This is a genomic window from Microbulbifer agarilyticus S89 (assembly GCF_000220505.1).
Lineage (GTDB): Bacteria > Pseudomonadota > Gammaproteobacteria > Pseudomonadales > Cellvibrionaceae > Microbulbifer > Microbulbifer agarilyticus_B.
The window spans coordinates 16,260-37,999 of the sequence record NZ_AFPJ01000005.1; the positions used below are offsets into that span (position 1 = coordinate 16,260).

Below are 21,740 nucleotides of genomic sequence, written 5' to 3' on the forward strand. Positions count from 1 at the left end.
GTGACTCCGATGAAGAATTTTTTCACGCACCTGGTGCTTGTTGTCAGCGTGCTTCTCGCAAGCTGTACCGGTATTCCCGAGGGAATCACACCGGTGGATAATTTCAGCCTCGATCGGTACCTGGGGCGCTGGTATGAAATCGCGCGCCTGGACCACTCATTTGAGCGCGGCTTGAGCCGCGTGACTGCTGAATACACTTTGCTGGAAGATGGCGGCGTCAGAGTGGTCAATCGCGGCTTCGATGCGGAAAAGGGCAAGTGGCAGCAGGCGGCGGGCAAGGCATATTTCGTTGGCGCGCCCGACGTTGGTCACCTGAAAGTATCTTTCTTCGGTCCCTTTTACGGCTCCTATATCGTGTTCGATCTGGATGAGGACTATCGCTACGCAATGGTTGCGGGTCCGAGCCGTTCCTATCTGTGGTTACTAGCGCGTACACCCACGGTGGATGAGACGGTGAAACAGCGCTTTATCCGCCGCGCAGAAGCCCTCGGCTTCGATACCCGCTCCCTGATTTTTGTCGAGCAGGCACCTTGAGGGTGGTTGCTCGACCCGCAATTCTCATTCCGCTGCAGGCCACATATGTAACCCACCGTTCTAATTATTTCTTTAACTCCGCGTACCCGTTCTTTCCGGCGGCCAGTAGTCAGCCTTATCTATACTGCCAGTAACGGATGGCGAGTTACTCTGTGAGGGCGGTGTGGGCTCAGGTATTTGCAAAGGTGAGCGGGCATGTGTGGCCGCGAGCGCAGCGCCGAGCTGTCCCGCCCGGCGCCGGTTTGTTCGTCACCAGTTGGTACTGGGTGCCAGCCTCATGGGTGGCAGTATGGCGCCGGTTTTTTCCCAGTCGGAGCGCATGCCGGACAGAGCCGAGAGCGTACAGCACCGGCTGGAAAAGTTCTTTTCCGTGTCCCAGAAACTATTTCATCCGCTGCCCATCGGCACACCGTTGGACAGGCGTGTTGCGGCGCGCTTGCTGGTTGCACTGAATGACCAGTACCCAAGCTTCACGCAACAGCTCGACCTTTTGCCCGACGATCCCAATGAGGCCGAACGCAACTCGCCGGTAGCGAAACTGATTATTGTCGCGTGGTTTCTCGGCACCGTTGGCTCCACCCTGGTGACCTATGAGCGCGCACTCATGTACCGGCTCACCTCGGATGCCCTGCCAGTGCCAAGCTACTGCACCGGCAAACCCGGCGACTGGGCCAGGGCACCACAGCTGAAATTCAAGAGGGTCTAGGTTTGGCGAGCAGGGATGCGGAGTATGTCGTAATCGGGTCGGGGGTGGCTGGTGCTCTGGTGGCCAACGAGCTGGCCAGGGCCGGGAAATCCGTACTCATCCTCGAGGCCGGGCCGCGGGTAGCGCGCTGGCGCACCGTCGAGCGCTTTCGCAACCAGCTGGATAAAACCGACTTCATGGCCGCCTACCGATCACCGCGGTGGGCGCCCCACCCCGAGTACGGTGAATTCGCCAACAATTACCTGATCTTCAAAGGCAGCCACAAATTCAATCAACAGTACATTCGCTCGGTCGGCGGCACTACCTGGCACTGGGCGGCTGCCTGCTGGCGCTTTTTGCCGAATGATTTCAAGCTGAAAAGCCTGTATGGCGTCGGTCGCGATTGGCCACTGGAATATGCCGACCTGGAGCCCTGGTATTACCGCGCGGAACAGGAACTCGGTGTGTGGGGGCCGCAAGATGAGGAGCTGGGTTCCCCGCGCAGTGCGGCCTACCCCATGCAACCGCTACCCCTCTCTTACAACGATGCGCGACTCAAGGCGCGCATGAACCGACACAACCCCGCGTGGCGAGTGGTTACCGAACCGGTGGCCCGCAATAGCCGGCCTTACGATGGTCGGCCAACCTGTTGTGGCAACAACAACTGTATGCCCATTTGCCCGATTGGTGCGATGTACAACGGCATCGTCCATGTGGAAAAAGCTGAGGCCAATGGCGCAGAATTGATCGACAGCGCCGTGGTCAACCGGCTGGTTACCGAGGGTGACCGAATCGTGGCGGCCGAATACAAGGACCCCCGCGGCGAGAGCCATCGCGTAACCGGGCAGAAATTTGTACTGGCGGCGAACGGCATCGAGACGCCAAAACTGATGCTGATGTCCGAGGCGCGCAACCACCCGAATGGGATCGGCAATCGCTCCGATATGGTGGGGCGTAACCTGATGGACCATCCCGGTACAGGCGTCCACTTCTATGCCGATGAGCGACTGTGGCCTGGGCGCGGGCCGCAGGAAATGACCTCGGCGGTGGGCTTCCGGGACGGGGCATTTCGCAGTGAATTTGCGGGCAAGAAACTGCATCTGTCGAACAGCTCTGCGGTGCACAAAGCAACCATGGCGGTTCTGAAACAGACGGAGACAGGGAACGTACTGCAACTCACCGAGCAGCTGCGCGAGCGCGCCGCGACGTATGTGGAATTCAACAGCTTCCACGAAATCCTGCCGCAGCCGCAAAATCGCATCCAGCCCAGCAGCACCGAAAAAGACGCCATTGGTATTCCGCGCCCCGAAATCACCTATGCGATCGATGACTATGTGGTGAGAAGTGCTGCACACACCCGCAAGCACTACGCAGAAATTGCTCAGCTGATGGGGGGTACGGAAGTCACTTTTGCGGATAAGTTTGCCCCCAACAACCACATTACCGGCTCCACGATCATGGGTAGCAGCGCGGCAGACTCGGTTGTCGATAGCGACTGTCGCACCTTCGATCATCCGAACCTATTTATTGCAGGCAGCTCGGTGATGCCCTCCGTAGGAACCGTCAATGTAACCCTCACCATTGCCGCGCTCGCCCTGCGCCTGGCAGATACCCTGGTCAGGGAGGGCTGAGCAGCGATGCACCGGTATGCCCTACGGCTAATGGCAGGTTGTGCCGCTCTGGTCCTGTTGGCGGTCTGGCAAGTGGTTGCTCAGGAAATCTGGGATGAGGCTGCAGCCGCTTCCGTGAACAAAGAGTTAAACCGGGCCGACCTGATTGAACAGGGTCGCTACCTGTCTGTTGCCGCTGACTGCAAAGCCTGCCACACCGCAGAAGACGGCTCTGTTTATGCGGGTGGTCGGCCACTGCAGGTGCCATTTCTGGGAACCCTGTATTCGAGCAATATTACCCCGGATATTGCCACCGGCATCGGCGGCTGGACCCTCGAGGAATTTGACCGGGCGCTGCGCGAAGGGATTGGCAAGGATGGGCGCAACCTGTATCCGGCGATGCCCTACCCCTCCTTCGCAAAGATTACCGATGAGGACATCAAGGCACTCTATGCGTATTTTCTGTTCGGCGTCGCCCCGGTTCATGAAGTCCCGCCAACCAATAAAATCCCGCAATTGCTCAGCGCGCGCTGGCCCATCTATTTTTGGAACTTGTTGTTTACGCCCAACAAACCCTTTGAACCGAATCCACAGAAAAGTGATGCGTGGAACCGCGGCGCCTATCTCGTACAGGGGCCGTCGCACTGCGGTGAATGTCATACGCCGCGCGGTATCGCCTTGCAGGCGAAAGCGTTTGATGAAACCAAAAAAGGATATTTGGCCGGCGGCCCGGTACTGGACGGTTGGGAAGCGTACAACATCACCCCCGATCCCATCGGCGGTATTGGCAAATGGACCGCCGAGCAGCTTACCCAATACCTGAAAACCGGGCATGTGAACCGGCTGGCCCAAGCGGGCGGCTCCATGGCAGAGGCCATCGAAAACAGCCTTGCCAATATGCACGACCGCGATATCGCCGCAATCGTCACCTACCTGCGTGACATTCCTCCGGTGCAGGGCGGAGTGCGGTTGCCGCGGCAGAGCCTCGGTAATCCCGCCACTGATGTGGTCATCCTGCGCGGCAACCCATTGTCCCGCGATATCGACCCGAGGAAGCAGGCAGACGGCGCGCGACTGTATCTGGGCTTTTGTGCGACCTGCCACGGCGTGGACGGAACTGGCAGCAAGGACGGGTATTACCCCTCACTGATCCGCAACTCGACCGTTGGCGCGGCGGACGACCACAACTTACGCCAGGCAATACTGCAGGGCATTAGTCGCACCATTGATGGTGAAGAAAAAATGATGCCCGGGTTTGTCGATAAGCTGGATGAAGCACAGCTCAAGCGACTGCTGGATTATTTGCGTGCACAGTTTGCGGTACCGCCGCGGCAAGCAGGGGCAGCGAAAAACTGATGATGGGGAGCGCACGACATGCATCGACTGGACAATAAAGTCGCGCTGGTAACTGGCGCCGCCAAGGGCATTGGGTGTGCGGTTGCCGAGTTGTTTGCACAGGAAGGGGCGACGGTGATTGTCAGCGACATTGATGACACCCGTGGCCAGGCGGTGTGCACTGAAATAGGAAGTGCGGCGCACTACATGCATCTGGATGTGGCCGAAGAGGCCCAGTGGGATGCAATTTCCAGCGCCATTGCGCAAAAGTTCGGCCGGCTGGATATCCTGGTCAACAATGCGGGCATTACCGGGTTTATGGAGACCGAGGGCCCGTTCGACCCGGAGAACTTCAACCTGCCCAGCTGGCAGAAAATCCACCAGGTCAATGTCGAGGGCGTGGCCATGGGGTGCCGGGCGGCAATCAAGCTGATGAAGCAGGCTGCGCACGGCAGCATTGTTAACCTGTCGTCCCGCTCGGGGAATGTGGGCATCCCCGGCGCCGCCGCCTACGCGTCGAGTAAGGCGGCGATTCGCAACCACACCAAATCGGTTGCCCTGTATTGTGCGCAACAGGGGTACCGGATTCGCTGCAACTCCATTCACCCCGGCGCCATCCTCACTCCGCTGTGGGATTCAATACTGGGCCAGGGGGCGGAGCGCGAGGAGGCGATTGCGAAAATCGCTGCAGATATTCCCCTGCGCACCATGGGCGAGCCCATGGATGTAGCCTACGCCGCCCTGTATCTCGCAGCGGACGAGTCCAAATACGTCACCGGCACCGAGTTGATGGTCGACGGCGGTATCCTGGCGGGTAGCACCGCATCTCCGAAGAAAAAGTAATCCGCAACCGACACCGGTTATCCACAGGTCGCAGCTGCTGCACTAGAGCCCCGGTTGCACGGCTTTACCGCTCTTCTCCGGTTTCTTTTGGCTGCTATCGCCGTCGTCCCAGTGGTGGTCCAGGTGCAGGTCGGGATCCCGTCGGTCTTCGCGCAGTGCCTGCAGCAGCTGTTCCCGGTAGATCTTGGTTTGCGCAATATGCTGCGACTCATCACGCCAGTACGGGAACAGCGATTCCAGCATGCGCTGGTCGTGCTGTTTGAATTTGCGGGCCGCGCGCAGGGCCTGGTGCTTGGACAGCCCCAGCAGTTGCAGTGCGCCGGCGCCAATTTCGATGGCGCTGTCGACGGTCTCGCGGTAGATATACTTCACCCCCGCTTCCATCAAGGCATACTGGTGCATGCGGTTGCGCGCACGGGCAAGGATGGTGAGGTGCGGGAAGTGTTTTTGAATGCGCGCGATGATATCCAGCGACGCCGCCTGGTCGCTCAGCGTGAGGATGATCAGCTTGGCGTTATCGGCGCCGGCCGCGTGCAGCAAGTCACCGCGGGAGGCATCGCCGTAGTAGGCCTTGATGCCGTAGCGACGTACCATCTCCAGCTGTTCTGCGTTGTGTTCCAGCAATGTTGTTTCGAAGCCGCAGGCATTGATCATTCGCCCGGCGATCTGGCCGTAGCGGCCGTAACCGATAATGATCACTGGCGAGCCATCGTCCTGCGGGTCGCTGTCGGCAACATCCGGCAGCTGCGGCCCAGAGAAAAAGCGCGGCTGGATCAACTGTTCGTAGGCCAGCAGCAGCAGCGGGGTAAGGGCCATCGACAGCGCAATCAGTGCGATCAGAATACTGCTGACATCCGCTGCCAGCACGTGGTTCTGGCTGGCGTAAGCCAGCAGGACAAAACCAAACTCACCGGCCTGCGCCAGCGACAGCGCAAACAGCCAGTCTTCCCCTTTCGCCATGCCGCGCATGCGTGCCAGCGCGAACAGGATCGCAAACTTCACCAGCACCATCAGCAGCAGCAAGCCAAACAGCAACAACGGCTTTTGCATCACCAGCGCGAGATCCAGGGTGGCGCCCACCGCCAGGAAAAAAAGCCCCAGCAACAGGCCCTTGAACGGCTCGATATCCGCTTCCAGCTCGTGGCGGAATTCACTTTCCGCCAGCACCACACCGGCAATAAAGGTCCCCAACGCCGGCGACAGTTCCAGCCAGCTCATCAGCGCCGCGGCACTCAGCACGATCAACAGCGCGCAGGCGGTGAACAGTTCGCGGGTACGGGTACCGACCACAATGCGCAGCAGCGGTGTCAGCAGATAGCGCCCGGCCAGTATCATCCCGATCACCGCACCCAGTACCGCGAAGGCATAGCTCCAGCCCTGCAGGTCGTCGGGGTCGGGGGCAATTTCGACTGTCGCCAGCAGGGGCAGCAGGGCGAGAATTGGAATCACCGCGATGTCCTGGAACAGCAGCACGCTGAACGCGTTGCGCCCGCCCTCGGTCTTCAGCAGGTTTTTCTCCGACAGGGATTGCAGCACGATGGCGGTGGAAGACAGCGCCAGGATCAGGCCGACCGCGGTGGCACTGCGCCAGTCAAAGCCAAACAGCGCGATGGCCAGCCCCGACACCGCCAGTGCGGTCAGCAGCACCTGGGCGCCACCGGTGCCGAAAATGGCGCCGCGCAGTGCCCACAGTTTCTTGGGCTGCAGTTCCAGGCCGATCAGAAACAGCATTAGCGCGACGCCGAATTCAGCAAAATGCAGCTCGTCACTGGTGTCGCCTACCAGGCCAAAGGCGTGGGGGCCGATGAGCACGCCGGCCACCAGGTAGCCCAGTACCGAGCCGAAGCCGAGTCGCTTGGCCAGCGGTACCGAGATCACCGCGGCGCCGAGAAAAATCACGGTCTGAAGTAAAAAGTTGTCTTGTGCCATAACGCTTGTTGAATTTTGTGTGTGCTGGAGTCGGATGCCCCCCGGCATCCAGTGGTCTTAAAGCTGGAGGTCTATTTCCCGCCCGCGCGGCTTACGCCTGTTGCCCCGCTTTCGGGGTGGGCGTGTTGCTGGAAAAATCCGCCTCGCGGCTGCGGCGTATCAGCGGGGCAATGGTGGAGCCCTGGACCACGATGGAAAAGAGTACCACGCCATAGGTCATCACTACCCACAGGTGGCGCAGGTCCTGGGTGTTACCCGCCGCGCTGCTGCCAATCAGCACGCCGGATGGAATCGACATCGCCAGGGCCAGGGCCAGGCCACCGCGCAGTCCGCCCCAGATCAGGATGCGCTCGGTATACGGGTGGTAACGGCGGTGGCGTTTCAGGAACTGGAACGGAATACTCACCGCCGTCACCCGGCCGATCAGCACAATCACGATGGCGGCGACGATCATCACATAGTCGATGGGCTCGAAGTCGATTGTGATCAGGAACAGCCCCACCAGCAGGAACAGGATGCCGTTCAAAAATTCTTCGGTGATGCCCCAGAAGTTGTCCAGCTCGTGTTGGCTCACCCGCGAGAAACCGCGTTCGCGGGTAAAGTTACCGATGATGATGCCCGACACCACCATGGCCAGCGCGCCGGAAACCCCCAGGATATTGGCGGTGGCAAAACCGGCGGTAGGGATCACCAGGGTAAGCAGCAATTCCAGACTGTGATCGTTGGTGGAACAGATCAGCCAGTGAAACAGGCCACCAATGGCAAGCCCGAGGGCGATGCCGCCAAATGCTTCCACCATAAACAGGTGACTGATCGCGGCAAAGGTAGGCTCGGTGCCCTGGAACGCCAGCGCGTACAGCACTGCGAACACCACCATGCCGAAGCCGTCGTTAAACAGCGACTCCCCCTCCACCTGGATGGATACCTGCGACGGTGCTTTCAGGCTCTTGATGATCGCCAGCACCGCAATGGGGTCGGTTGGGGAGATCAGCGCGCCAAACAGCAAACAGTAAACCAGCGCCACCGGCATACCGAGTAATCCGAACAGGAAATACAGCAGGTAGCCCACCACAAAGGTCGAAATCAGGGTGCCGAAGATTGCCAGGGCGGTGATTTCGACCTTCTGATTGCGCAGCATAAACAGGTCGATATGCAGGGAACCGGCAAACAGCAGGAAGCCGAGCATGCCCTTCAGCAACAGGTCTTCCAGGTTCATCAACGGCAGCAATTGTGCTGCCCAGTCGCGCAATTCGACGATTTCCAGCTTGCCTAGCCCGGTAACGATCAGCGATAGCGCCAGTGAACCCGCGGTAATCGCGATGGTGGTCTGGGTGCGGAGCACATACTGGTTGAGAAACCCGAGGAACACGGATGCCGCGGCGATAAAACAAAAGGTGTAATAGACATCCATGTGAGCGCGGAATCTCCATACCGGGATTGCATTGGGTTTGTAGGGCGCGCGGATCGTGCCCTACAAAGCGCCGTAATGCGAGTGCAATTTCCCGGCTGAACTTAATCGGTCAGGGTGCCGTTATTGTAGTCGCGCACCGCCTGCTCGATTTGCTCCCGCGTATTCATTACAAAGGGCCCGTAATGGGCGACGGGTTCATTCAGCGGGTTGCCGTGCAGGATCAATACACCGGTGTCTTCGCCGACTTCGCCCTCGGCGGCGCGCAGCTGCAGCGCTTCGCCCGCACCAAACAGCACCAGGTTGCCGCGCCCTACCACACCGCGCCCGGTATCCAGCGCACCGCGGTAGATATACACCAGCACGGTGTGCGATGCCGGCAACGGTAACTCGGCTTCGGCACCGGCAGCGAGGCGCAGATCGGCGACCGCGGCATTGGCGGAGGTATCGAGTAGCGGCGCGGAAACCGGTTCGCCGGCGACCTGCCACTGGCCCGCGATCAGGCGAATCATTGAGCCCTGCGTGTCGAGGTTGATCTCGCGCACCTGCTCCGGTTGTACGTCGCGCCAGCCCGGGTCGGCCATTTTGTCCTTGGCCGCCATATTGATCCACAGCTGAAAGCCGTGCATCCCGCCATCTCCCTGGGAGGGCATTTCCGAGTGGATGATGCCGCGACCGGCACGCATCCACTGGGCGCCGCCCTGGGAGATTGCACCGCGATTACCCAGGTGGTCCTGGTGCTCGAATTCACCGCTCAGCATATAGGTAAGGGTTTCGATGCCGCGGTGCGGATGCGGCGGAAAGCCGGCGATATAGTCGTCGGGATTTTCCGAGCGGATCTCGTCGACCATCAGGAACGGGCTGAAGTCTGCAGACTGGAAACCCGCGACCCGATGAATCTTCACGCCGGCGCCATCCGCGGAAGGATGCCCCGCCACTACCCGCGCTGCGGGACGGATTTCGGTGGACTTGGCGCTGTTCTGTGTGACGTTTTGCATGGTTATGCTCCTCCATTTCCGGCAGTATAAGCCGATAAAATCGCCTGAAAATGGCAAAAAATCGCAGCTAATATTCGAACAAATTGACAGATCAGCCGCAGGGCGCTTCGAGCGCATCGGTTTTGATCGCATCCGGACAAGGGACGGTCTATGGCCAAGGTAACGTTGGAACAGTGGCGCATGTTTCAGGCAGTGGTGGAGTACGGCGGCTTTTCGCAGGCCGCGGAAGCCGTGCATAAAAGCCAGTCTTCCATTAATCACGCGGTGCACAAACTGCAGGAAAGCCTGGGCATTCCGCTACTGGAAGTGCGTGGACGCAAGGCGGAGCTGACCGACGCCGGGCGCGTTCTGCTAAACCGTGCAGGCGGCCTGTTGAATGAAGCCGAAGCGCTGGAGTCGGTTGCCGCCAGCCTTGCCGCCGGCACCGAGGCCCAGCTGCGCCTGGCGGTGGATGTGCTGTTCGACTACGACGCCCTGTTTAACGCGGTGGAGCGCTTCGCCGAAGTCTACCCGCATACGCGGCTGGAAATTCGCGAGACGGTGTTGTCCGGCGGCGAAGAGCTGCTGCTGCAGCAGGAAGTGGACTTTATTCTCTCCGCCCGCGCCCCCCAGGGGTTCGTCGGCGAGCCCCTCACCCGGGTGAAATTCCTGCCGGTGGCGCGCCCGGACCATCCGTTGCACCACCTGGGCCGCCCGGTAAACCGCGAGGACCTGAAGGCAACGCGGCAGATCGTGATGCGGGATTCCGCGCTGAAGAATCGCCAGGATGCGGGTTGGCTGGGCTCGGATGAGCGCATTACCGTTACCAACGTGCACACCTCAATCGACCTGATCGAGCGCGGCCTGGGCTTTGCCTGGTTGCCGGAGCCGCGCATTCGCGATTCGCTCTGCGCCGACCGCCTGTTGCCGCTGCGCACCGAGGAGCCCTGGGAAAGGGACGTGATGGTGTACCTGTTCTTTGCCGACCGCGATCGCGCCGGCCCCGCCGCCAATATGTTGCTCAGCGCCCTGCGCGAGAGCCTGCCGCCACTGGACTGAGACCACAGATTTTAAGACCAGGGCTTTTAAGACACAGAGTGTAAGAAATGGAACAAGACAAGCACCCGATCCGCTGGGGCATCATTGGCTGCGGCAATGTCACCGAGCTGAAGAGCGGCCCCGCGTTTAACAAGGTGCAGGGCTCTGAGTTGCGGGCGGTGATGCGTCGCGACCAAGCAAAGCTCGCCGATTACGCCGCGCGCCACGGGGTGCCGAAGACCTACGCCGATGCCGATGCGCTGATCCAGGATCCGGAAATTGATGCCATCTATGTGGCGACGCCGCCGGGCAGCCACCACGAGTACGCGCTGAAAATCGCCGCCGCCGACAAGCACTGCTGCCTGGAAAAACCCATGGCGCTGAATTTCACCGAGTGCGAGGAAATCGCCGCGGCGTTTGCCGGCCGTGACGCGCAATTGTTTGTCGCCTATTACCGGCGCTCGCTGCCGCGCTTCAGGCAGGTCAAGGCGTGGCTGGATGAAGGCAAAATCGGCGACGTGCGTCATATCAACTGGAGTTATGCGCGGGCTCCATCTGACGCGGACTTGTCCGCGGAATACAACTGGCGCACCGATCCTGCCGTATCCGGTGGTGGTCACTTTGTTGACCTGGCCTGCCACGGCCTCGATCTGTTCATTTATCTGCTGGGTGATATTCGCGACGCCAAGGGCATCGCGGTCAACCAGCAAAATCTGTACGACGCTGAAGACGCGGTATCCGCATGCTGGGTATTCGACAGTGGTGCCACCGGCTCTGGCTTCTGGAATTTCGGTTGCGCCGAGTATGGCGATGAAGTGGTGGTTCACGGCAGTCGCGGCAGCATCCGCTTTTCCGTGTTCGCCGATGCCGCCCTGGTGCTGGAGAGTGCCAGCGGGTCCGAGCAAGTGGCAATCCCCCACCCGGAGAACATCCAGTTCTTCCATATCGAAAACATGGTCAAACACCTGCATGGCGCGTGTTACCACCCGGTTGCCGGCGGCGAGGGCGGCAAGGCCTCGCGGGTGATGGACCAGATCCTCGCCGGGCTGGTCGGCTAGCGCCGGCGAGGCTGGCGATACCCTCTGACAATCCCTCTGGTAAGCCCTTCGACAGCTCCGTCGTTAGCCCCTTCCATAACGCCTTCCAAAGCGCCCTCCAAGGAAACATCACGTCAAAGTCCGAAAAAATCGTAGCTTTGTGCCAATAATTTGCGATTTTTGTTTCGAAAAGTCGAATTACACTGAACAGCGTTGTCACTCCATACACTTTCCGTCTCAACGGCTATTTACGAGGACTCTGCTATGCAAAACGGCGCACTGTGTGATTTCGGCAAACTGATCGGGCGCATTCTGATTTCGGTGATGTTTATCGTCGCCGGCTACAGCAAGATCGGCGCCTACGCGGGCACTCAGGAATATATGGCAGCTGCGGGTGTACCGGGCTTCCTGTTGCCGCTGGTCATTCTGCTGGAGCTGGGCGGCGGCCTGGCAATCCTGTTTGGTTTCTTCACCCGTTGGGTAGCGCTGGCGTTTGCCGTTTTCTGTGCTGTCAGTGCCTGGCTGTTCCACAATGTGCCCGGCGATCAGATGCAGCAAATCATGTTTATGAAAAACATCACCATCGCCGGTGGTTTCCTAATCCTGGCGTGTGCCGGCGCGGGCAAGTTCAGCTTTGATCACGCCATGGCGAAAGTAAAAAACCGCTAGGCGCGAACCACATATTCAGAACGGAGCACAATCATGGGACTTTTGGTCAAAGGCGAGTGGAAAGATCGCTGGTACGAAACCGACAAAAGCGGTGGTGAGTTTGAGCGCGAAGCGGCGCAGCTGCGCAACTGGGTGACCGCCGACGGCAGTGCCGGCCCCAGCGGCGAGGGCGGCTTTGCCGCGGAAAAGGGCCGCTACCACCTGTACGTTTCCCTCGCCTGCCCCTGGGCACACCGCACACTGATTTTCCGCAAGCTGAAGGGACTGGAAGACTACATCAGCGTGTCTGTGGTTAGCCCCTACATGCACGAACATGGCTGGACCTTCAATCAGGACGAAGGCAGCAGCGGCGATGCGCTGTTTGGCAGTGAATTCCTGCATCAGGTGTACACCCGCAATCGCGGTGACTATTCCGGGCGGGTGACAGTGCCGGTGCTATGGGACAAGCAGCGCAATTGCATCGTCAGTAACGAGTCGTCGGAAATCATCCGCATGTTCAACACCGCGTTCAACGATTTGACCGGAGATGACCAGGACTTCTACCCCGAGGATCTGCGCGGCGATATTGATGCCACCAACGCGCTGGTCTACGAAAACGTGAACAACGGCGTCTATCGTGCGGGTTTTGCCACCAGCAAACAGGCCTATGAGGCGGCCTACCACCGCCTGTTTGAGGTGCTGGAGCAGTTAGAACAGCGGCTGGCGGACAATCGCTACCTCACCGGAGACCGTATCACCGAGGCAGACTGGCGACTGTTTACCACGCTGGTGCGGTTCGACCCGGTGTACCACGGCCACTTCAAGTGCAACAAGCAGCGCCTGGCGGATTACCCGAACCTGTGGGGCTATGTGCGCGAGCTTTACCAGTGGCCCGGGGTTGCGGAGACGGTGGATTTCCACCATATCAAAACCCATTACTACGCCAGTCACCTGAACATTAACCCTACCGGTATCGTGCCCGTTGGCCCGGAACTGGATTACGTCGCCCCCCACGGCCGCGGCGCCTGACCGGACATCCGCGTAGCGTCAATGAGACCAAGTCCGCAGCGTTGACTGCGCCAGTGGATAAGCATGGCGCGGTCAGCGTATTATCCCGCAGACGTTTTTGCCCGCGAGAGAGGCCATATTTCGATACCCAAAATGCTGAGGCACCGGGTGTTGGATGGGGTTGTGGAACACCGGGCAACTAGATTGCGGTAAGAGATAATTATGCGGATTTTTGTACTAACGACGGGGCGCTCTGGATCTACGACGTTCGCCGAGGCCTGCACGCACATCGACGGCATGACCTGTGGCCACGAAATTCACGAGGGCAAGATTCAGGGCCGCCTGGAGTACCCGGACAACCACATCGAATCGGATAATCGACTCGTTTGGTTCCTGGGCACGTTGGATCAAATGTACGACGACGAAGACACCTTCTATGTGCACTTGACCCGTGACCCAGAGAAAATCGCGCGTAGCTACCGCGATCGCTGGCAGGGCGTAATCTGCATAGCACGACATTTCTATCACGGCATTCTGATGTGTCGCAAAAAGCCCGATATGGAAACGGCGCTGGATGCCTGTCGACTGATGGTCGACACGGTGCAGGACAACGTGGCCTTCTTCCTACGCAACCGCGACAACTGGGTGACGGTGCGTATGGAGCACCTGGAAGAAGACTTCTTCAAGTTTATGAACGCCGCCGGTGTTGAGGGCGATCGGGACAAGATCCGCACCACCCTGCGCACCGTGATCAACGGCAACAAGTACCTGCGCAAGAAGAAGAGTCTGCTGTACAAGGTGCGCTCCCTCTACTCCTCCCGTTTCCTGCGCTGATCATCCCCGATTTGGCTGCGGCTGGCGCGGTTTAACCGCGCTCGCCGCCTGCGCTGCCCCGCCAAAGCAGTTCTGCTCTGATTGCGCTGCTGCCATCGCCTCGCGGCTATACTGGAGGCAATTTGCCAGCCTTGGAGATCCCAATGAAACTCTTTTACAGCCCCGGCGCCTGCTCGCTGTCACCCCATATTGTTGCCTGTGAGGCGGGTATCGACCTGGCGCTGTGCAAGGTCAACCTGAAAACCAAGGAAATGGATGGCGGTGGTAATTTTGCCGAGGTCAACCCCAAGGGACAGGTGCCGGCCCTGCAGCTGGAGGGGGGAGAATTACTGACCGAGGGCCCGGCCATCGTACAGTTTCTCGCCGAACAGAAACCGGAAAAAAACCTGGCACCTCAATATGGCTCGCTGGCGCATTACCGGGTGCTGGAGTGGCTGAATTATCTGGCGACAGAAGTGCACAAGTCCTTCATCCCCTTGTTCTGGGGTGGCAGCGATGCGGACAAGGACATGGCGCGCAAGAAACTGGCCAAGCGCTTTCAGTACATCGAAGACGCCATGGCAGGCGACTACCTGATGGGCGACGATTTCTGCATCGCCGATGCCTATCTGTTCACCGTGTATAACTGGTGCAAACTTGTTGAAGTCGACACCAGCGCCTGGCCGCAGCTAGCGGCCTTCGCCGCGCGTATGTCCCAGCGCCCGGGGGTACAGCAAGCACTCAAGGCCGAGGGGCTGATCTGACCCGCGCCGTCACTTCCTCTCTGAAATCTCGATCGGCCGGCGCGCTTTCGCGACAAATAGCACCAGGCACAGCGCGGCGGCCGAACAGCACAACATACCCAGCGCAATCGGCACCAGGGTGCCGGTGTGCACCGCACTCACCGTCCCGCCAAGTACCCCGCCAAAGATAAACAGCGAGGCGCCGAACAGCGCATTCGCGGTACCGCTGATGGAGGGGAAGAACTCCAGGTAACAGGCTGCCGAGTTCGGCGTGATCAGGCCGATGGTAGACATTGCCAGCACCAGCGGGATCATCCACGCCAGCAGAGGTTGCTGCGCGCCGTAGTAGAGGGTGCTGGCCAGCAGCAGCGCACAAAACACCAGTTGCAGCGCGATGCCCGCCAGCAGGATCTGGCGCGGCTCGAAGACCTTCAGCAGGCGGATATTCAGCTGTACCAGAATGACCAGCCCCAGCACGCAGCTGCCGAACAGAATCGGGAAGGTCTGCGGACTGACCCCGAAATGCTCCATAAACACAAACGGCGCGGTGGTGATGTAGATAAACATGCAACCGCTGACAAATGCCTGCCCAAACAAAAAGCCCAGTGCCCGTGGGGTGCGGAAAATTTCCGCATAGCCCTGAAACATACTGCGGCGGGACTGGCGCTGGCGCCGCGCCCGGCGAAAGCGCGACACCGTTTCCGGCAGAATGCCGCGCACCAGCACCATCATGGCCAGGCCGTAGACCAGCAAGAAGATAAAGATCGCGTGCCAGTCGCCGAAGGTCAGCAGGGTGGAGCCGATTACCGGTGCCACCATCGGTGCGATCAGCATCATGGTGGCAATCAGCGACATGATGCGCGCCGCCTCGCGGCCGTGATACAGGTCGCGCACGATGGCACCACAGATCACCGTGGCAAAACCGCCGCCCGCGGCCTGGAAGAAGCGCAGCGCCACCAGCATTTCCACACTGTTGGCAAACAGAATCAGTGTGGTGCTGACAATAAACACGCTAAGGCCAATGGTCCCCACCAGTATTCGCCCCCAGCGGTCCGATAGCGGGCCACCAAACAGCTGTCCCAGGGCAAAGCCCAGCAGATAGCTGGAAACCGAGTGCTGCACCTGTGCGACTTCCACGCCCAGCGCTACCGCCATCGCAGGAATGGCCGGAAGATAGGTGTCGATGGCAAATGGCGTCAGCGCTACCAGCGCAGCGAGACAGGGGGCGAGCCAGCGCGGCGGACGGCCGTCGGCGTCGAAGAAATTCGGGGGCATAACAAACCGGTAAATAAGGAAGCTTGAGGCACGGCGACAGCGCTTTATATGGGCCGCAAGTTAGGGTCCGCGAGCCAATGGTCACAGCCTGGGCGCCGGCGCAGATTACCTGCGGGCGGCGGCATAGTAGCGGGCGCGCCCGGCAGATGCCATGGGCGCTGGGGAATATGCGGTCAGTGGTTTTTCTGCAGAGATGGGGTAATCGCTACCAAGAGGGGCGTGTTCAAAGCAGATCGTTGCTGTTAGTGCTTTTCTTCTAGTGCTTCTCTTCGCGCAAATTGTACAGACCCTGTTTCAGCTTCAGCAGGTGTTCCTGCAGCTGCGGGCCCTTGCGCTGGGCAACGCCGATGGCGAGCACGTCGATCACCACCAGGTGGGCGATGCGGGAAGACAGCGGGGTGTAGAGTTCGATGTCTTCTTCTACATCCACCTCCAGCGGGATGCTGGATTGGCGGGTCATGGGTGAACCGCTGGGGCCGAGGCCAATCACCGTGGCGCCCTGCTGCTTGGCCATTTCCATGGAGCGCAGCAGCGAGGACGTGCGGCCACTCTGGGAGATGGCAACCACCACGTCGCCGGGCTGCATACTCATGGCCGACATGCTCTGCATATGGTGGTCGGAGTGGGCGGCGGTAGCCATTTGCAGGCGGAAGAACTTGTGCTGGGCGTCGGCAGCCACGGCACCGGAGGCACCAAAACCGAAGAATTCCACGCGCTTGGCGGCGGCGATGGCAGAAATTGCCGCTTCCAGGGCGCGGCCATCAATCTTGTCGCGTACGTTCAGCAGGGTATCGACGGTGGAGTCGAATACCTTGCGTTTGTATTCGGCGATGGAGTCGGTTTCAGTGACCGCGATCTGGCCAAAACTCGGGCTGGAAGCCAGCTGCTGGGCCAGGTTCAGTTTGAATTCCTGGAAGCCAGAGCAGCCCACGGCGCGGCAGAAGCGCACCACGGTCGGTTCGCTCACCTGTGCCTCGGTGGCGAGATCGACAATACGCATATGAATGATTTCGCCCGGATTGGCGAGGATATATTCCGCAACCTTGCGCTCTGACTTGCGCATGGAACTCAGCTGTTCGCTGATTTTTTGCGTGACTTCCGCTGGCTTCACGACAACACCTTCTATGGTTCAAGTTGTGCAGTTTAGCGGCATGGCTCGGTGCTGGCGAGTGTTGGTGTCACGGAGCTTGATGTGAAGGGCCTGATGCCGGGTATCGCCTTGTGGGACCGTCTGCGGCCAGGACGGCCGCAGCCGAGCCCCCAGGGATGGGTTTACGGCGTGTCCCGCAAGGCGATACCCGGTAGCAGGTCCGCCACTGCACTGGAAAAAGACCGCCCACAAACCCTGTTTATATACCCAGTTCTCCCCCCACCCCTGATACAATCCGCCCCATGGACGTATCTGAACTTTTAGACCCCCTCAACGACCCCCAGCGCGAAGCCGTGGCCGCGCCTCCGGGCAATCAATTGGTTCTGGCCGGTGCCGGCTCGGGCAAGACCCGCGTGCTGGTGCACCGTATCGCCTGGCTGATGCAGGTGGAGGGGGCGTCGCCCTACTCCATTATGGCGGTGACCTTTACTAACAAGGCCGCGCGCGAGATGCGCGGGCGTATCGAGGAACTGCTCGGGGTAAACACCTTTGGCATGTGGGTGGGTACCTTCCACGGCCTCGCCCATCGGTTGCTGCGCGCGCACTGGCAGGAAGCGAAGCTGCCGCAGAATTTCCAGATTCTCGATTCAGACGACCAGCTGCGCCTGATCAAGCGGGTGCAGAACGAACTGGGTCTGGACGAGAAGAAGTGGTCGCCGCGGGAAACCCAGTGGTGGATCGGCGCGCAGAAGGATGAGGGTATCCGTCCCCAGTATATCCAGCTGACCGGTGACCCATGGTTGCAGACCATGGTGCGTATCTACAGCGCCTATGAAGAGGCCTGCCAGCGCGCCGGTGTGGTGGACTTTGGCGAGCTGCTACTGCGGGCCCACGAACTGCTGCTGAACAACGACAGCATCCTCGCGCATTACCGCCGCCGCTTCCCGTTTATCCTGGTGGACGAATTCCAGGATACCAACACCATTCAATACGCGTGGTTGCGCCTGCTTGCCGGCGACCAATGTGCGATCACCGCGGTGGGCGATGACGACCAGTCCATCTACGGCTGGCGCGGCGCCAAGATCGAGAACATCCAGCACTTCGAAGCGGACCTGAAAGAGGTGCAGACGGTACGCCTGGAGCAGAACTACCGCTCGACCAGCACCATCCTGAACGCTGCCAATGCGGTGATTGCGCACAACTCCGGCCGCCTCGGCAAACAGCTGTGGACCGAGGGCGACAAGGGCGAGCCGATCTCCCTGTATTCCGCCTACAACGAACAGGATGAAGCGCGCTTTATTGTCGAGCGCATTCAGGACTGGGTGCGTGACGGCAACCGCCGCGACAGCATTGCCATTCTGTACCGCTCCAACGCCCAGTCGCGGGTGCTGGAAGAGGGCCTGTTGCGTGAGCAGGTGCCCTATCGCATCTACGGTGGCCAGCGCTTCTACGAGCGTATGGAAATCAAGAATGCGCTGTCCTACATGCGCCTGATGACCAACCGCCACGACGACACCTCATTCGAGCGGGTGGTGAACACGCCTACCCGCGGCATCGGTGCGCGCACCGTGGATACGGTGCGGGGGTTCGCGCGCGAGCACGGCTGTTCCCTGTGGAGCGCTGCGGAAAAGATGTTGCAGCAAAAGGTGCTTGCTGCCCGTGCCGGCAATGCGCTGGCGAACTTCCTCAGCCTGATCGACGCACTGGATGAAGAGAGCACCGACAAGACCCTCGACCATATCGCCGAGCTCGCCATCGAGCAGACCGGCCTGATCGAATTCCACGGCAAGGAGAAAGGCGAGAAGGGTCAGACTCGTGTGGAAAACTTGCAGGAACTGGTCAGTGCCTGCCGCGGCTTCGACGGAATTCCCACCGCCGATGCCGATGGCGAAGCGGTGGATGAAGAGGAAATCCCCCTGCTGAACCAGTTCCTCGACAGCGCCGCCCTGGATGCCGGCGAAGGCCAGGCGGACGAGTTTGAAGATGCGGTGCAGTTGATGACCCTGCACTCCGCCAAGGGCCTGGAATTCCCGCTGGTATTTATGGCCGGTGTGGAAGAAAACCTGTTCCCGCACAAAATGTCGGCCCAGGAACCCGGGCGCATGGAGGAAGAGCGTCGCCTGTGTTACGTGGGTATCACCCGTGCCATGCAGAAGCTGTACATCACCTATGCGGAAAGCCGCCGTCTGTTCGGCAGCGAGACCTACAACAAGCCGTCGCGATTTGTGAGCGAGATTCCGGTGGAGTATATCCACGAGGTGCGCCTGAAAACCGAAGTCTCCAAACCGCTGTTCCAGCCAAATTACGGGCGAGTGGGCCAGTTCTCCGACCCGGCCCCAGACTTCGATGATGACCTGCCTCCACTGGCCCTGGGTGGCCGTGTGGACCACGCCAAATTCGGCGAAGGCACCGTCGTGCAGTTTGAAGGCTCCGGCCCGCGCGCGCGGGTACAGGTCAACTTCGACGACGCCGGCAGCAAATGGCTGGTAGTATCCATGGCCAAGCTGCAGCCGCTGTAAGCACTGTGAGCGGGGTCGAGCTGGTAGGCTTGAGCGCTGAAAACTTGGATGCGTGAACGCGCATCCGCCACCCCAAGCAGCGTGTCCGGGGTGGTGACATTGCTCGCGATCTCCAATTCCCCTTATTGTGTAGGCGAGCCGGATACTGGGGCATTAGAGCCAATGATTACCGGCAAACCATCCCCCAAGGCCAACAACACCCGATAGGCATGCGGTTCTTGTGGGTCGGGATAGACCAATAGATTTCCCGCGGCTTCCCCGGTAAAAAATTCCTGCTGGAACGCGGCCCAGTTTTCCTCAGAGCGTGCGTGAATTTTCGCAAGGCACAGATCGTTATTACAGGAGAAGTCACTTTCCATTGTCGGGTCTATGTGTCCGAAGAGCTCGCTTGCCCTTTGAGTGAAATTCACTGACTTCATAATGCTGGCGGAATCCGTTCCCGATATACCATTAATGATTTCACTGAAGTTGCTACTGCCAAGAATGATTGCGGCCTCAGAACTTCTGGCTGCGCGGAGCTCGCTATCGAAGACCACCTTAGCCACGTTCAGGTCTGGGTTGACGGTGCAAGAAGAGCCATCGTCACTATTGCTGCACAACCTTTCCCACACGCTTGCGCCCTGTTTTTTGGCAATCAGATCTGCAGCACCCATATCGTCTTCGCTCGCGCTCATTGGGTGCGGCTGACGAGCTTCCAGTCCCTGCGAGGTGACAGGGGCGGGAGAAGTGCGCTGATCAACCACCATGCGAGTTTCGCGGTCCTCTTCGGCTGTGGAAGTGCGGAAGTACTCGAAGGCGAAAAAGGCCGTTGAACAGGCAAGTGCCCCAACGAAAAAAGAAGACATTTTCATGGCGTACTCACTTTTTTTGATGGATTTTTGTGCTGATGAGGCTCGTATGGGAAGGAAGACTTTGCAGAGGCAATCAAACGGGCAAACTCCTGTAATGTCACCGCCAGCCGCGCTATTGTGGCAGCAAAGTGACGGGGCAGTCTATTTGAATGCCGAAATGCAGGGTGATAACGTCCCCCCATAACAAGCAGCCCCGGCCTGGTCGCATAACTGGCCCAATAACGATAAATCGAATCAGCATGCAAAAACTCAACTGGTACCCCGCCGTTATCCTTTCTCTGCTGGCTTTGCTAGTACTCACCTTCGGCAGTCTGGTGATTTCCCGCTCGGACCAGGAGCACACCGTGACCGCGCTGGAAAATGCCGGCCAGCAGACCTTTGAGTGGAAGATGGTTACCACCTGGCCGAAGAACTTCCCCGGCCTCGGCAGCGCCCCCGAGCGCTTTGCCAAGAATGTGGCTGCCATGTCCAACGGTCGCCTGAAGATCAAGGTGTTTGGTGCCGGCGAGCTGGTGCCCGCCATGGGCGTGTTCGGTGCGGTATCCAGCGGTGCGGCGGAGGCCGGCCACGGTGCGGCCTATTACTGGAAAGGCAAAATCCCCGCGGCCCAGTTTTTTACCGCGGTACCGTTTGGCCTGAATGCGCAGGAAATGAATGGCTGGCTGCATTACGGTGGTGGGCTGGAACTGTGGGAAGAACTCTACGCGCCCTTTGACCTGATCCCCATGGCCGGCGGCTCCACCGGTGTGCAGATGGCGGGCTGGTTTAACAAGGAAATCAATTCCGTCGACGACCTGAAAGGCCTGAAGATGCGTATCCCGGGGCTCGGTGGTGAAGTCCTGAACCGCGCCGGTGGCACTGCGGTAACCATCCCCGGTGGTGAACTGTACACCGCACTGCAGACCGGCGTGATCGATGCCACCGAATGGGTTGGCCCCTACAACGACCTCGCCTTCGGCTTCCACCAGATCGCCAAATACTATTACTACCCGGGCTGGCACGAGCCGGGCTCGGTGCTGGAAATCCTAATCAACAAAACCGCATTCGAAAAACTGCCAGAAGATCTGCAGGCCATCGTGCGCGTGGCCGCGCGTGATGCCAACCAGGATATGCTGGATGAATACACCGCGCGCAACAATCGCGCTCTCAAAGAGCTGGTGGAAGAGCACGGCGTGGAACTGCGCAGGTTACCGGATGAGGTGATCGCGCACCTGAAGGAAATCAACCAGGGCATCATGCAGGAAACCGCCGCCAAGGATCCGCAGTTCAACCGGGTATACGAGGCCTTCCAGGATTTCGACTCGCAGGTAATCCCCTATCACAAAATCAGTGAAGAGGCGTATTACCAGACACGGGCGATCAACCAGCACTGAATCGCACTCACCGATACCGCAACG

Annotated in this window: 19 protein-coding genes; 13 read left to right on the top strand and 6 right to left on the bottom strand. The window is 59.7% G+C overall.

Annotation, left to right across the window (positions count from 1 at the left end):
- The first annotated feature begins 9 nt into the window (after positions 1–9).
- The 5 genes from AS89_RS0100590 to AS89_RS0100610 all read left to right on the top strand — a co-directional run bounded on the left by AS89_RS0100590 (position 10) and on the right by AS89_RS0100610 (position 5,007).
- On the top strand, positions 10–534 hold the full coding sequence (locus AS89_RS0100590) for a lipocalin family protein (protein WP_010130273.1): 525 nt from the start codon (positions 10–12) through the stop codon (positions 532–534).
- A 199-nt stretch (positions 535–733) separates the two neighbouring features.
- Positions 734–1,240 carry a putative dehydrogenase subunit gene (locus AS89_RS0100595; RefSeq protein WP_010130274.1) on the top strand — a complete coding sequence of 169 codons (507 nt, stop codon included), beginning with the start codon at positions 734–736 and terminating at the stop codon, positions 1,238–1,240.
- 2 nt (positions 1,241–1,242) lie between these two features.
- A complete protein-coding gene (locus AS89_RS0100600) occupies positions 1,243–2,850 on the top strand; it encodes a GMC family oxidoreductase (RefSeq protein ID WP_029249667.1) in 1,608 nt (535 codons plus the stop codon).
- A 30-nt stretch (positions 2,851–2,880) separates the two neighbouring features.
- Positions 2,881–4,185, top strand: a complete 1,305-nt coding sequence (locus AS89_RS16505) for a cytochrome c (protein WP_010130276.1) — start codon at positions 2,881–2,883, stop codon at positions 4,183–4,185.
- A gap of 18 nt (positions 4,186–4,203) precedes the next feature.
- Positions 4,204–5,007 carry a glucose 1-dehydrogenase gene (locus AS89_RS0100610; RefSeq protein WP_010130278.1) on the top strand — a complete coding sequence of 268 codons (804 nt, stop codon included), beginning with the start codon at positions 4,204–4,206 and terminating at the stop codon, positions 5,005–5,007.
- Positions 5,008–5,049: 42 nt separating this feature from the next.
- Here AS89_RS0100610 and AS89_RS0100615 read toward each other — a convergent pair whose 3' ends face one another.
- From AS89_RS0100615 to AS89_RS0100625, 3 genes are all read right to left on the bottom strand, one after another.
- Positions 5,050–6,936, bottom strand: a complete 1,887-nt coding sequence (locus AS89_RS0100615; protein ID WP_010130279.1) for a monovalent cation:proton antiporter-2 (CPA2) family protein — start codon at positions 6,934–6,936, stop codon at positions 5,050–5,052.
- Between the two features lie 91 nt (positions 6,937–7,027).
- The gene (locus tag AS89_RS0100620) at positions 7,028–8,347 is read right to left on the bottom strand and encodes a cation:proton antiporter (protein WP_010130280.1); all 1,320 of its coding nucleotides are present in this window, start codon (positions 8,345–8,347) and stop codon (positions 7,028–7,030) included.
- 101 nt (positions 8,348–8,448) lie between these two features.
- Positions 8,449–9,342, bottom strand: a complete 894-nt coding sequence (locus tag AS89_RS0100625) for a pirin family protein (RefSeq protein WP_010130281.1) — start codon at positions 9,340–9,342, stop codon at positions 8,449–8,451.
- 150 nt (positions 9,343–9,492) lie between these two features.
- Between AS89_RS0100625 and AS89_RS0100630 the strand changes: the two genes are divergently transcribed.
- The 6 genes from AS89_RS0100630 to gstA all read left to right on the top strand — a co-directional run bounded on the left by AS89_RS0100630 (position 9,493) and on the right by gstA (position 14,629).
- Positions 9,493–10,380 carry a LysR family transcriptional regulator gene (locus AS89_RS0100630; protein WP_010130282.1) on the top strand — a complete coding sequence of 296 codons (888 nt, stop codon included), beginning with the start codon at positions 9,493–9,495 and terminating at the stop codon, positions 10,378–10,380.
- A gap of 47 nt (positions 10,381–10,427) precedes the next feature.
- A complete protein-coding gene (locus AS89_RS0100635; RefSeq protein ID WP_010130283.1) occupies positions 10,428–11,417 on the top strand; it encodes a Gfo/Idh/MocA family protein in 990 nt (329 codons plus the stop codon).
- A gap of 243 nt (positions 11,418–11,660) precedes the next feature.
- Positions 11,661–12,065, top strand: a complete 405-nt coding sequence (locus AS89_RS0100640) for a DoxX family protein (protein WP_010130284.1) — start codon at positions 11,661–11,663, stop codon at positions 12,063–12,065.
- Positions 12,066–12,098: 33 nt separating this feature from the next.
- On the top strand, positions 12,099–13,073 hold the full coding sequence (locus AS89_RS0100645; RefSeq protein WP_010130285.1) for a glutathione S-transferase family protein: 975 nt from the start codon (positions 12,099–12,101) through the stop codon (positions 13,071–13,073).
- Positions 13,074–13,274: 201 nt separating this feature from the next.
- Entirely contained in the window at positions 13,275–13,886 is a 612-nt protein-coding gene (locus AS89_RS16510) for a hypothetical protein (protein WP_138976340.1), read from the top strand.
- A gap of 143 nt (positions 13,887–14,029) precedes the next feature.
- Entirely contained in the window at positions 14,030–14,629 is a 600-nt protein-coding gene (gstA, locus tag AS89_RS0100655) for a glutathione transferase GstA (protein ID WP_010130288.1), read from the top strand.
- 9 nt (positions 14,630–14,638) lie between these two features.
- On the opposite strand, the gene AS89_RS0100660 is transcribed toward gstA, so the two are convergent.
- Entirely contained in the window at positions 14,639–15,883 is a 1,245-nt protein-coding gene (locus AS89_RS0100660) for a multidrug effflux MFS transporter (RefSeq protein ID WP_010130289.1), read from the bottom strand.
- A 256-nt stretch (positions 15,884–16,139) separates the two neighbouring features.
- Positions 16,140–16,994: a transcriptional regulator HexR gene (gene hexR / locus AS89_RS0100665; RefSeq protein ID WP_010130290.1), complete on the bottom strand. Its 855-nt coding sequence runs from the start codon at positions 16,992–16,994 to the stop codon at positions 16,140–16,142.
- 281 nt (positions 16,995–17,275) lie between these two features.
- Here hexR and uvrD point away from each other — a divergent pair, with 281 nt between their 5' ends.
- Positions 17,276–19,492, top strand: coding sequence for a DNA helicase II (gene uvrD / locus AS89_RS0100670; protein ID WP_010130291.1), 2,217 nt, complete (start codon positions 17,276–17,278; stop codon positions 19,490–19,492).
- A 122-nt stretch (positions 19,493–19,614) separates the two neighbouring features.
- Here the strand turns inward: uvrD and AS89_RS0100675 are convergent, their stop codons facing one another.
- Complete coding sequence (locus AS89_RS0100675) at positions 19,615–20,343, bottom strand: hypothetical protein (protein WP_010130292.1); 729 nt, start codon at positions 20,341–20,343, stop codon at positions 19,615–19,617.
- Positions 20,344–20,582: 239 nt separating this feature from the next.
- Here AS89_RS0100675 and AS89_RS0100685 point away from each other — a divergent pair, with 239 nt between their 5' ends.
- Positions 20,583–21,716: a TRAP transporter substrate-binding protein gene (locus tag AS89_RS0100685; protein ID WP_010130294.1), complete on the top strand. Its 1,134-nt coding sequence runs from the start codon at positions 20,583–20,585 to the stop codon at positions 21,714–21,716.
- Positions 21,717–21,740: the final 24 nt, after the last annotated feature.

Bases quoted from the DNA above. Each gene is read 5' to 3' on its own strand.
- AS89_RS0100590 (WP_010130273.1), top strand. From the start codon at position 10: ATGAAGAATTTTTTCACGCACCTGGTGCTTGTTGTCAGCGTGCTTCTC.
- AS89_RS16505 (WP_010130276.1), top strand. From the start codon at position 2,881: ATGGCAGGTTGTGCCGCTCTGGTCCTGTTGGCGGTCTGGCAAGTGGTT.
- AS89_RS0100610 (WP_010130278.1), top strand. From the start codon at position 4,204: ATGCATCGACTGGACAATAAAGTCGCGCTGGTAACTGGCGCCGCCAAG.
- AS89_RS0100615 (WP_010130279.1), bottom strand. From the start codon at position 6,936: ATGGCACAAGACAACTTTTTACTTCAGACCGTGATTTTTCTCGGCGCC.
- AS89_RS0100620 (WP_010130280.1), bottom strand. From the start codon at position 8,347: ATGGATGTCTATTACACCTTTTGTTTTATCGCCGCGGCATCCGTGTTC.
- AS89_RS0100625 (WP_010130281.1), bottom strand. From the start codon at position 9,342: ATGCAAAACGTCACACAGAACAGCGCCAAGTCCACCGAAATCCGTCCC.
- AS89_RS0100630 (WP_010130282.1), top strand. From the start codon at position 9,493: ATGGCCAAGGTAACGTTGGAACAGTGGCGCATGTTTCAGGCAGTGGTG.
- AS89_RS0100635 (WP_010130283.1), top strand. From the start codon at position 10,428: ATGGAACAAGACAAGCACCCGATCCGCTGGGGCATCATTGGCTGCGGC.
- AS89_RS0100640 (WP_010130284.1), top strand. From the start codon at position 11,661: ATGCAAAACGGCGCACTGTGTGATTTCGGCAAACTGATCGGGCGCATT.
- AS89_RS0100645 (WP_010130285.1), top strand. From the start codon at position 12,099: ATGGGACTTTTGGTCAAAGGCGAGTGGAAAGATCGCTGGTACGAAACC.
- AS89_RS16510 (WP_138976340.1), top strand. From the start codon at position 13,275: ATGCGGATTTTTGTACTAACGACGGGGCGCTCTGGATCTACGACGTTC.
- gstA (WP_010130288.1), top strand. From the start codon at position 14,030: ATGAAACTCTTTTACAGCCCCGGCGCCTGCTCGCTGTCACCCCATATT.
- AS89_RS0100660 (WP_010130289.1), bottom strand. From the start codon at position 15,883: ATGCCCCCGAATTTCTTCGACGCCGACGGCCGTCCGCCGCGCTGGCTC.
- uvrD (WP_010130291.1), top strand. From the start codon at position 17,276: ATGGACGTATCTGAACTTTTAGACCCCCTCAACGACCCCCAGCGCGAA.
- AS89_RS0100675 (WP_010130292.1), bottom strand. From the start codon at position 20,343: ATGAAAATGTCTTCTTTTTTCGTTGGGGCACTTGCCTGTTCAACGGCC.
- AS89_RS0100685 (WP_010130294.1), top strand. From the start codon at position 20,583: ATGCAAAAACTCAACTGGTACCCCGCCGTTATCCTTTCTCTGCTGGCT.